The sequence below is a fragment of the Kitasatospora sp. NPDC057936 genome (assembly GCF_042887525.1).
In the GTDB taxonomy this organism is placed as follows: domain Bacteria; phylum Actinomycetota; class Actinomycetes; order Streptomycetales; family Streptomycetaceae; genus Kitasatospora.
The window spans coordinates 1-11,284 of sequence record NZ_JBHVPD010000148.1 but is presented as its reverse complement, the minus strand read 5'-3'; the positions used below and the strand labels follow the sequence as shown (position 1 = coordinate 11,284).

The window sequence follows — 11,284 nt, the reverse complement described above, 5'->3', positions numbered from 1 at the left end:
GGGGGCGGCCGCCTGGGCGTCCTGTGCCACCCCCCCCCCCCCCCCCCCCCCCCCCGGGGGGGGGGCCCCCCCCCGGACCGGCCCCGACCCGCGGCCCGGGCTCCTCACACGAAGTTCTTGTCGATCAGCAGCCGGAGGATCGCCGGGTACTGGTCGGGGAAGTCCATCGGGACGATGCCGAACCGGGCCCGCTCGGCCTTCCGCGCATCGAGGTAGGCGAACACCTCGGGCATGATGAACCGGGCGTTGTGCCGCGGGAAGTCGAGACCGCCGGAGAAGCTGGTGAAGTTCGCGAACATCCGCGTCGCGCCCGGGTCCAGGAAGGCCTTGTCGAACTGGGCCGTGACGAGCCGCGCCTTCTGGGAGTTCTCGACGCCGTCCCAGCGGTCCTGGGTGTCGAACCAGTCGTTGGTGCCGCTGGACCACTGGATGACGGACCACGGGTTCTCGAAGTCGGCCACCAGCACGATCCTCCCGCGCGCCTCGCCCAGGGCGGGCCAGCGGGCGTCCGTCCAGAACCAGCGCCGGAAGCCGAAGTCGTCCAGGTAGTAGTCGATCCGGCGCTGGAACTCGGCCGCGTCGAGCCGGTTGCCGCCCGCGTACTCGTTCTTGATCCGCATCACCACGACCTCCCCCGCATGCGCGCTCAGGAACGAGGTGCACTGGTTGAGCACGTCCTGGAGCCGGATGTACTGGTAGTTGTCGCTGTGGTAGATCCCCAACTCGCTCGCCGTGCCTTCGAGTCCGTTGCAGCGGATGTCCAGGAACCTTATGCCGCGCTGGAGTTGGTCGGGGATGCCCCAGTTCTGGGTGTGCGACCACTCCGTGCCGTGGAGGGGGTCCGTGCAACAGGAGTCGTGGGTGCCCGGGACGGTCAGGCCGGTCAGCGGGACGCCGTCGTCGAGACGGCCCATCCACTCCCGGTCGTCGACCTCCGCGGCGCGCGGCACGCGGCCCGCCGCGACGGCGGGGGCGGTCGCGGGGGCGGTCAGCGCGCCGGCGGCGAGCGCGGCGGCACCGGCCTTCAGGGCTGTGCGGCGGGGCATGAGGCTCATCCGTACTCCCGGACTCGGGGGCGCCCGGCGGGGCGCCCGCAGGAAGTGGTGCTCTCACTATGCTCCAACGTGCCCAGGGGGCAAGGTGGTTCACGCGCGCACGGTCCTCACCGAACCGCCTCCGTACGGCCATGAACACAAGTCGGGAATCATGACGAATACGGCCGAAGGGGCGAAGCCGCGTGACCGCACCGCCGCCGCCGGTGTTGTCAGGCCATCACGCCAGCCTCCGGAGGCCCGCCCATGCGCACCGCCCTGCTCAGTGCCCTGCTCCTCGGCGCCCTCGCCGTCCCCGCCGCCGCGACCGCCGCGACCGCGACCGCCGCGCCCCAGGTCCGCGAGGTGAACCAGGGCTACAGCATCCCCGTGGGCGCCGTCACCGACCTCGGCGCACTGCCGGTGCTCGGCAGCCTCGGGCTGGACTTCGCCCGGCTCCTGGGGCAGTAGACCGCGTCCGCCACCGAAGCCGCCACCGGCACACACCGCCGGTGGCGGCTTCGCGTTGCCCGGAAACACGCGCCCGCCACCGCGCGACACATCCCGCAACACACCGTCACAGCGCCGCAACACCCGTTCCCACCAGCCAAGATGCCGATTGACATCGGCCCACGGCCTTCAGCACGATGAGCCCCGAACCGCGTCGCAGCGAGCCGGAAGGAGGGCCCGTGCACACCGCCGTCCAGCGCGTCCCGCGCGCCGCCGCCCTCCCCGCCCGCCGCTGTTGTCGCGGCACCCGGGCGCTCTGACCGCCCCACACCTCCGGGCGCACCCACCGGCCCCCGAGCGCACCGACCGCTCCCCGCACGCCCTCCGCCGTGCCGCCCCACCCCGCCCGCTCGCTCGCCCCGGCCCAGCCGTGCCCGGACCACGGGCCGCTGCTGCCATCACCCGTCCCCGCCAGGGGATTCGAAGGGACATCCACCATGACCGACCTCCGCCTCACCCCCGCCGCCGGCCGGATCGGCGCGATCGTCCACGACGTCCGCCTCGGCGGCGACCTGCCCGCGGACACCGTGTCCGCCCTCGAAGCCGCCCTGTACGAGCACAAGGTGCTGTTCTTCCGCGGCCAGAAGCACCTCGACGACGCCGAACACGAGGCGTTCGCCCGCCTGTTGGGTCACCCGGTCGGCCACCCCACCGTGCCCAGCGCCGACGGCCGGTACGTCTTCGAGCTCGATGCCACGAAGGGCGTGCGGGCCAACAACTGGCACACCGACGTCACGTTCGTCCCCTCCTACCCGAAGGCCTCCATCCTCCGCGCGCTCGAACTCCCGCAGGCCGGCGGCAGCACGGTGTGGGCGAACACCGCCGCCGCCTACCAGGACCTCCCCGCGCCGCTCAAGGCCCTCGCCGACGGCCTGCGCGCCGTCCACACCAACGACTACGACTACGCGGCGAACCTCGCCCTGCGCCCCGAGCTCGCGGACAACGCCGAGGTGGCGAAGCTGTTCCGCGAGGTGTTCGTCTCCACCGCGTTCAAGACCGAGCACCCGGTGGTCCGCGTGCACCCCGTCACCGGCGAACGGACCCTGCTGCTCGGCGCGTTCGCGCAGAGCATCCAGGGCGTCTCCGGCGCCGACGGCCGGGCGCTGATCGGCATCTTCCAGCGCTACGTCGAGCGGCTGGAGAACACCGTCCGCTGGGACTGGCAGGTCGGCGACGTCGCGATCTGGGACAACCGCGCGACCCAGCACTACGCCGTCAACGACTACGGCGACGAGCCCCGCCTGGTGCGCCGAATCACCCTGGACGGCGACCTCCCGATCGGCGTCGACGGCACGCCGAGCCGGCTCCTGGCGCCCGTCGACCCGCCGCGCGTGGCCGGCCTCGTCCCTGCCGAGGAACTCCACGAGGAACTCGACAAGGAGCTCGGCGAGGACCTCGAACCGGCCGCCTGACCCCGCGCCCACGCCCACCGCCGTCCCTGCGCCAGCACCGAAGGACCCACCCGATGACCGCATCCACCACTCCCCCCGCCCCCGGCCTCACCCGCCGCGCCCTGCTGCGCGGCGGCGCCGCCGGAGCCGGCCTGCTGGCCCTCGCGGCCTGCCGGTCGGCGGCCGACCAGGCGGCCCCGGCCGCCGACGCCTCGGCCGGCCCGCGCAAGGGCGGCGTCCTGACGGTGGGCACCGGCGTCGACGTCACGCCGAGCCTGCTCTTCGCCCAGAGCGCCAACACGCTCGTCCAGCGGCTCGTCTTCAACACGCTGACCAGGTACGACGACCAACTGCGCCCGCAGCCGGAGCTCGCCACCTCGTGGCAGGTCGCCCCGGACGGCACGAGCGTGACGCTCCGGCTGCGCGAGGACGTCCGGTTCCACAACGGACGGCGGTTCACCGCCGACGACGTCGTGTTCGCGGTGCAGAACCTCCAGAACCCGGTCCGCTCGGCCCAGTTGCGGTCCACCGCCGCGACCGTCACCGACTTCCGCAAGAACGGCGACTTCGAGCTGACACTGGTCCTCGCGCACCCGGTGAGCAATCTGTTCGACCTCTTCGAGTTCATGATCATCCCGGATCGCGACACCGTCGAGGAGGCCGTCGCCGGGGCGAAGCTGATCGGCACCGGCCCGTTCACCCTCACCGACCGCAAACCCGGCTCCTCGCTCACCTTCGCCCGCAACGACGCCTACTGGAACCCGGGGCGGCCCCACCTCGACGGCGTCGAGATCCGGATCATCCCGCAGCCCGAATCCCTGCTGTCCTCCCTCAGGACCGGCCAGACCCACCTGTCCTACAACGTCCGCGGCAAGGACGTCGCCACGCTCAAGGACGACCCGCAGTTCCGGATCAAGCAGTACGACACCGGCGCCGGCGCCTACTACATCGGCGCCAACGTCACCGCCGAGCACGTCGGCGACAAGCGCGTCCGCCAGGCCATCGCATGGGCGATCGACCGCGACCGCTTCGTCCAGCAGGCGCTCGGCGGCTACGGCACCGTCTCCTCCGTCCCCTGGCCCAAGTCCTCACCCGCGTACGGCGACGCCGACGCCGCCCACTACCACCACGACCCCGACCGGGCCCGCGCGCTGCTCAAGGAAGCCGGGCTCGGCACGATCAGCCTGCCGTTCGCGCACACCGCCGACCCCGGCTCGACCGCGATCGCGCAGATCCTCCAGTACGACCTCAAGCAGGTCGGCATCGAGCTCGTCCTCCAGCCCACCGACTCGCCGACCATGCAGAAGCAGCTCATCGCCCAGACCATGCCCGCGCTGTGGACGCTCAGCCACGGCTTCGCCCAACTCCAGCCCGCCACCCTGGCGGTGAGCGCCTACCCGTTCAACGAGGCCAGGAACAGCTCGCACTTCTCCTCGCCGGCCTACACCGACATCGTGCAGAAGGCCTGGAACCGCCCCGCCGGCGACGGCCCCGAGGCCGCGGCCCTCTACCGGCAGATCACCGACGTCCTGCTGGACGAGGCGTTCGTCATCGACCTCGCCATCGCCGGACTCGTCGAGGTCGCCGGCCGCAAGGTCCAGGGCGCGACCCTCAACAAGTACAGCTACCTCAACCTCGACGACGCCCACCTCACGGCCTGATGGAGCCGCACGTGCGCACCTTCCTGCTCAAACGGCTCCCCAGCGGGCTGCTCGTCCTCGTCCTCGCCTCCTTCCTCGTCTTCCTCATCCTCCGGCTGATCCCCGGCGACCCGGCCACCACGCTCGCCGGCCCGGACGCCTCGCCCGCCGCCGTCGCCGCCATCCGCGCCCGACTCGGGCTCGACCAGCCGCTGTTCGGCCAGTACCTGAGCTGGCTCGGGCACCTGATCAGCGGTGACCTCGGGCCCAGCTACGCGATCGGCGGGCAGGTCGCCGACCTGATCGGCGACGGGATCGCCGCGACCGTCCAACTCACCGCCGGGGCCCTGCTCCTGGTCGTGCTGATCGCCGTGCCGCTGGCCGTCCTCGGCGCCACCACCGGACGACGCCCGGTCGCCGCCGCCGTCCGGGCCGTGACGACCGCCGTCCTCGCCGTCCCGCCGTTCGTCACCGGCGTGCTCCTGGTGCTGGTCTTCGCCGTCTCGCTCCGGATCCTCCCGGCCGGCGGACACGAATCCCTGCTCGACGCACCGGACTTGGCCGTCCAGTACCTCCTCATGCCCGCCGTCTGCCTCGCCCTGCCCAGCGCCGCCATCCTCGCCCGCTACCTCAAGGACGGCATCGAGCGCGCCCTCGCCGAGGATTACGTCCGCACCGCCACCGCCCTCGGCGTCTCCCGCCGGCGCATCCTCTGGCAGCACGTCCTGCCCAACGCGCTGCCGCCCGCGGTCACCGTGCTGGGCCTCCAGATCGGCCAACTCATCGCCGGAGCAGTCCTGGTGGAACGCATCTTCGCCTGGCCCGGGCTCGGCCAGCTGATCGAGCAGGGCGTCGCGCGCCGCGACTACCCCGTCGTGCAGGACCTCCTGCTGCTCGTCGTCGCCGTCTACGTCACCGTCCAGCTGCTCACCGACCTGGTGCACGCCTGCCTCGACCCGCGCGTCCGCTGGGAGTGACCCCATGACCACCACCACCCTTCCGCTTGGCCGAAACCGTTACCTCACAGGCCTGTCGACCTGGCGCGGCCTCGCCGGACTGGCCCTCGTCGGCCTGCCCGCCCTCGCCGGACTGCTCGCCCCGCTGCTCACCGACGCCGACCCGGACGCCCAGGGTCCGCTCGCCCTGGCCGGGCCGGGCGCCGGACACCCGCTCGGCACCGACGACCTCGGCCGCGACCTGTTCAGCCGGGTCCTGCACGGGATCACCGCCGACCTCGGGATCGTCCTGCTCGCCGTGCCGGCCGGCGCGCTCCTCGGCTGCGCGTTCGCACTGCTCGCGGCCACCTCCCGGTGGGCCGACCTCGCCGTCCAGCGGGCCTTCGACCTGCTGCTCTCCTTCCCCGGACTGATCCTCGGGCTCGCCGTCACCGCCGTGCTCGGACCGGGCCGCTGGCCGGTCGTCGTCATCATCGCGATCGCCGAAATCCCCTATTTCGGGCGCCAGTTGCGCGCCGGGATCCTGGTGCAGCGGGAACGCGATTACGCGGTCGCCGCACGCGTCGGCGGCGCCACCCGGCGGCGGGTCCTCCTCCGGCACGTCGTCCCGAACGCCGTGGACCCGCTGATCGTCCAGACCGCCGTCGCCCTCTCCGTCGGCGTGTTCATCGAGGGCGCGCTGAGCTTCCTCGGTCTCGGCGTCCGGCCGCCCGAGCCCACCCTCGGCAGCATCCTCAGCCAGTCCGTCGCCTACCTCGCCACTCACCCCGCCTTCGCCGCCGGGCCGCTCGCCGCCACCACCGCGCTGGTGCTCGGCTTCACCCTGCTCGCCGAGGCCCTGAACCGGGGGATCCGCCGATGACGCCCGTGCTCCGAGTAACCGACCTCACCGTGGAGTTCGACGGCACCCGAACCGCCGCCGAACCCCCGGCCGTCGACGGCGCGGGCTTCGGCCTCGCCCCCGGCGACACCCTCGGGATCGTCGGCGAGTCCGGCTCCGGCAAGTCCACGACCGCCCTCGCCCTGCTCCGCATGCTGCCCCCCGGCGGCCGGATCACCACGGGCTCGGTCGAACTCGCCGGGCAGGACCTCGCCGGCCTTCCCGAGGAGGGGCTGCGGGCGCTGCGCGGCAGGCGGATCGCGATGATCTTCCAGGACCCGATGTCTTCGCTCAACCCCGTCCTCACCATCGGCCGGCAGCTGGACGAGGCGCTGCGCGCGCACGGCTCCCTGCCGCGCGCCCAACGCACCGCACGCGCCGTCGAGTTGCTCGACCTGGTCGGCATCCCGGACGCCGCCGACCGCCTGCGCGACCACCCGCACCAGTTCTCCGGCGGCCAGCGCCAGCGCATCATGATCGCCCTCGCGCTCGCCCACGACGCCGAGGTGCTGGTCGCCGACGAGCCCACCACCGCGCTCGACCCGACCGTCCAGCAGCAGATCCTCGGCCTGCTCGCCCGGATCAACCGGGAGAGCGGCACCGCCCTCGTCGTGATCAGCCACGACCTCGGCGTGATCGCCCGCACCTGCCGCCGGCTCCTGGTCATGCGGGCGGGACGGATCGTCGAGCAGGGCGACACGGCCGACATCCTCACCGACCCCCGACACCCTTACACCCGACAACTCCTGTCAGCCGTGCCACGCCTCGATGAACCCTCCACGGCCGCCGCCAACAGCACCCCCGGCACCCAACCCCTGCTCACCGTCGACGGATTGCGCAAGACCTACGGCTCCCGCCGCCGGTCCGTCACCGCCCTCGACGGCGTCGACCTCGTGCTGCACCCCGGCGAGACGCTCGGCCTGGTCGGCGAGTCCGGCTCCGGCAAGTCCACGCTCGCCAAGGCGCTCGTCCAGGTCCACGCCCCGTCGGCCGGTGAAATCCGCTACGGCGGCGAACCGTTGGGCCGGACGCCCCGTCGAGAGATCCAGATGGTCTTCCAGGATCCGTACTCCTCGCTCAACCCCCGGATGACCGTCGGACAGATCGTCGCCGAGCCGCTCGTCGCCCACCGCCTCGGCGACCGCGCCGCGCGCGCCGCCCGGGTGGCCGACCTGCTCACCCAGGTCGGCCTCGACCCGGCGGTGGCCGACCGGCACCCGCGCGCCTTCTCCGGCGGCCAACGCCAACGCATCGGCATCGCAAGGGCGCTGGCGCCCGAACCGCGCGTGCTGATCTGCGACGAACCGGTCTCCGCGCTCGACGTCTCGATCCAGGCCCAGGTCATCGACCTGCTCACCCGGCTCCAGCGCGAACTCGGCCTCGCCGTCCTGTTCATCGCCCACGACCTCGCCGTGGTGCGCCGGGTCAGCCACCGGATCGCCGTCATGCACCGCGGCCGGATCGTCGAGACCGGCCCCGCCGACCGCGTCGTCACCAACCCCGAACACCCGTACACCGCCGAACTCCTGGCCGCCGTCCCCCGTCCGGACGAGGCCCGGCCCACCACCCGGAGCACCGCGTGACCACCTCTCCAGACCCGCACCGCCGCGACCCGTACGCCGGCTTCCCCGGCACCGTCGGGCGCACCTTCCGCGAGTCCACCCCCGCCTGGCCCGCCCGCGTCCGCCCGCACGAGGGCGCGCCGAACATCGTCGTCGTCCTCATCGACGACATGGGCTACAGCGACATCGGCCCGTTCGGCGCCGAGATCCCCACCCCCACGCTCGACCGGCTCGCCGCCACCGGCGTCAAACTCGCCAACTACCACACCATGCCGCTCTGCTCGCCCGCCCGCGCGGCCCTGCTCACCGGCCTCAACCCGCACCGCGTCGGCTACTCCTTCGTCGCCAACGCCGACCCCGGCTTCCCCGGCTACGGCATGGAGGTCGCCGGCGACATCCCCACCCTCGCCGAACTCCTGCACGACGCCGGCTACGCCACCTACGCCGTCGGCAAGTGGCACCTGACCCGCGACTCCGCCTCCAGCGCCGCCGACGACCGTGCCAACTGGCCGCTGCAGAAGGGCTTCGACCAGTACTACGGCGTCCTCGAAGGCCTCACCAGCCTGTTCCACCCTCACCAACTCGTGCGCGACAACAGCCCGTTGGACATCGACGAGTTCCCCGACGGCTACTACTACACCGACGACGTCACCGACCAGGCCATCGCGATGGTCAAGTCCCTGCGCGCCCACGACGAGGACAAGCCCTTCTTCCTCTACCTGGCCCACAACGCCGTCCACGGCCCGCTCCAGGCCAAGCCCGAGGACCTCGCCCGCCACAAGGGCCGCTACGACGGCGGCTGGGACGAACTGCGCGCCGCCCGCTTCGCCCGCCAGCTCGCCGCCGGCCACTTCCCGCCCGGCACCGAACTGCCCGACCGCAACGCCGAGGCCGGGTACGACGTCGGCCCCTGGGACGAGCTCACCGACGTCCAGAAGAAGCTGTACGCCCGCTACATGGAGGTGTACGCGGCGATGGTCGACAACGTCGACCAGAACCTCGGCCGGCTCACCGACACCCTGGCCGCCCTCGGTGAACTCGACAACACCATCATCGTGTTCACCAGCGACAACGGCGGCACCGGCGAGGGCGGCCCGGAGGGCACCCGCAGCTACTTCAGCCGGTTCGTCCACCACCCGGACCTCCCCGACGACTGGAACCCGGACGTCGAGCGGGAGATCGAGCTGATCGGCGGCCCGCAGAGCCTCGTCCACTACCCGCGCGGCTGGGGCATGGCCTCCAACACCCCGTTCCGCTTCTACAAGGGCCAGACGTACGCGGGCGGCGTCCGCGTCCCGTTCGTCCTCTCCTGGCCCGCCGGCCTCCCCCGCACCGAGGGCGACACCGGCGTCCGCACGCAGTACCAGTACGTGACCGACATCCTGCCGACGCTGCTCGAACTCGCAGCCGTAGACCGGCCATCGAACCGAAACCACCAACCAGTGCAGTCCCTGGACGGCATCAGCTTCACCTCCGTCCTGCGCGACAGCGGCGCCGCCAGTACGCACTCCGAGCAGTACTGCGAGATGACCGGCAACCGCAGCTACTACCGCGACGGCTGGAAGCTCGTGACGCTGCACCGCCCCGGCACGCCGTACGACGACGGCGAGTGGGCCCTGTACGACCTGCGCACCGACCCGACCGAGATCCACGACGTCGCCGCCGAACACCCCGCCCTGGTCAAGGAGTTGTCAGAAGCCTGGGAGGCCGCCGCCTGGCGCAACGGCGTCTTCCCGCTCGCCGACGGCAGCGGCGCCCTCGCCCTGCGCGGGCCCGAGGCAGAACGCCTGCGGCGCCCGGTCACGCTGCTGCCCGGCACCCCCGAGCTGGAACGCTACCGCTCCTCCCGGCTGATCTCCTTCCGCTCCTTCACGATCGAGGTCGCCCTCGACGACCACCGGGACGGCGACCAGGGCGTGCTCGTCTCCCACGGCGACCAGGGCGGCGGCTACAGCCTCTACGTCGAGGACGGCCGCCTCCGCTTCGCCTACAACCAGTACGGCGAGCTGCACGAGACCGACGCCGGACCGCTCCCGGCCGGCAGCCGGCTCGTCACCGTCGCGGCCGAGGCCGTCGCCGACCTCAAGTGGCTGTTCCGCCTGCACGTCGACGGCGCGGAGACCGGCCGGCTCGGGCCCGTCCACCAACTCATCGGCATGGCACCGTTCCAGGGCATCAGCGTCGGCGTCGACCGCAAGTCCCCGGTCTCCTGGCCCGTCCACGAACGCCACCGCTCCTTCCGCTACACCGGCGCCCTCCACTCGGTGACCTACGTGCCCGGCGACCCGGCACCGTACGACCCGGAAACCGTCGCCCGGGCACTACAGGCGGCGGCAGCCGCCTTCGAATAGCCGCCAAGATCGCCAAGTCCCGGTTCCCACGGCCCCCGCCGCGTTACGCTCGACAGGACGCGGCGGGGCCCGCGCGACCGACCCAGGGGAGGACGCATTGATCGGGGACCTGCTGCCGGACGTCGTGGCGGTCGAAGTCGCTTACAACGACCCGCCGGAGGCCCGACTCGAACCCGCCGAGGCCGCCGTCATCGCCAAGGCCGTCGACAAGCGCCGCCGCGAGTTCACCACCGCCCGCCACTGCGCCCGCGCCGCGCTCGCCCGCCTCGGCGTCGCCTACCGCCCCATCATCCCCGGCCACCTGGGCGCGCCGAGCTGGCCGGACGGCGTCGTCGGCAGCCTCACCCACTGCGACGGGTTCCGCGCCGCCGTCGTCGCCCGCGCCACCGACCTCGCCTCCGTCGGCATCGACGCCGAACCCGCGCTGCCGCTCCCGGACGACGTACTGGAGATCATCTCCCTCCCCGACGAGCGGAAGCGGATCGCCTCGCTGCTGCTGCTGCGCCCCGACATCCCGTGGGACCGCATCCTGTTCAGCGCCAAGGAGTCCGTCTACAAGGCGTGGTTCCCGCTGACCGGCAAGTTCCTGGACACCAGCGAGGCCGACCTCGTCCTCTCCCCCGACGGCACCTTCACAGCCCGCCTCCTGGTCCCCGGCCCGATCGTCGGCACCCGCCGCATAGACGGCTTCGAGGGCCGCTGGTCAGTCCGCGACGGCCTCCTGGCCACCGCCATCGCCGTCACCCCGTAACCGATCCCCATACCCGAACCACCCCGCACCAACGCACCCACCCCAACCACCCCCCTCCCCCCAAACCCTCCCCAGCGAGAGGGTGCGCTGCGGGAGGGGGTGGCGGAGGGGGTGGCCGCGGAGAGGGGCGTGACGGGTGATTTTCAGACTGCCAACGATCCAAGCCCCCCACCCACAGAGTCGGCAGTCGGAAAATCATCCAGCCCCCGGAG

The 11,284-nt window shown here is 72.5% G+C and carries 9 protein-coding genes; 8 read left to right on the top strand and 1 reads right to left on the bottom strand.

What is annotated here, in order from left to right; genetic code table 11:
- Positions 1–104 precede the first annotated feature (104 nt).
- Positions 105–1,046: a phosphatidylinositol-specific phospholipase C gene (locus tag ACFVU9_RS43005; protein ID WP_387603108.1), complete on the bottom strand. Its 942-nt coding sequence runs from the start codon at positions 1,044–1,046 to the stop codon at positions 105–107.
- Positions 1,047–1,298: 252 nt separating this feature from the next.
- Here ACFVU9_RS43005 and ACFVU9_RS43000 point away from each other — a divergent pair, with 252 nt between their 5' ends.
- From ACFVU9_RS43000 to ACFVU9_RS42965, 8 genes are all read left to right on the top strand, one after another.
- Positions 1,299–1,502: a hypothetical protein gene (locus tag ACFVU9_RS43000; protein ID WP_380447600.1), complete on the top strand. Its 204-nt coding sequence runs from the start codon at positions 1,299–1,301 to the stop codon at positions 1,500–1,502.
- 476 nt (positions 1,503–1,978) lie between these two features.
- Positions 1,979–2,953, top strand: a complete 975-nt coding sequence (locus tag ACFVU9_RS42995; protein WP_387603103.1) for a TauD/TfdA dioxygenase family protein — start codon at positions 1,979–1,981, stop codon at positions 2,951–2,953.
- Between the two features lie 53 nt (positions 2,954–3,006).
- Positions 3,007–4,593, top strand: coding sequence for an ABC transporter substrate-binding protein (locus ACFVU9_RS42990; protein WP_387603100.1), 1,587 nt, complete (start codon positions 3,007–3,009; stop codon positions 4,591–4,593).
- Positions 4,594–4,604: 11 nt separating this feature from the next.
- Positions 4,605–5,549: an ABC transporter permease gene (locus ACFVU9_RS42985; RefSeq protein ID WP_387603097.1), complete on the top strand. Its 945-nt coding sequence runs from the start codon at positions 4,605–4,607 to the stop codon at positions 5,547–5,549.
- Positions 5,550–5,553: 4 nt separating this feature from the next.
- On the top strand, positions 5,554–6,390 hold the full coding sequence (locus ACFVU9_RS42980) for an ABC transporter permease (protein ID WP_387603094.1): 837 nt from the start codon (positions 5,554–5,556) through the stop codon (positions 6,388–6,390).
- A complete protein-coding gene (locus ACFVU9_RS42975) occupies positions 6,387–7,991 on the top strand; it encodes an ABC transporter ATP-binding protein (RefSeq protein ID WP_387603091.1) in 1,605 nt (534 codons plus the stop codon). Before ACFVU9_RS42980 ends, ACFVU9_RS42975 begins: the two co-directional genes overlap by 4 nt.
- Entirely contained in the window at positions 7,988–10,321 is a 2,334-nt protein-coding gene (locus tag ACFVU9_RS42970) for an arylsulfatase (protein ID WP_387603089.1), read from the top strand. Before ACFVU9_RS42975 ends, ACFVU9_RS42970 begins: the two co-directional genes overlap by 4 nt.
- Before the next feature lie 97 nt (positions 10,322–10,418).
- The gene (locus tag ACFVU9_RS42965) at positions 10,419–11,072 is read left to right on the top strand and encodes a 4'-phosphopantetheinyl transferase (protein ID WP_387603086.1); all 654 of its coding nucleotides are present in this window, start codon (positions 10,419–10,421) and stop codon (positions 11,070–11,072) included.
- Positions 11,073–11,284 lie beyond the last annotated feature (212 nt).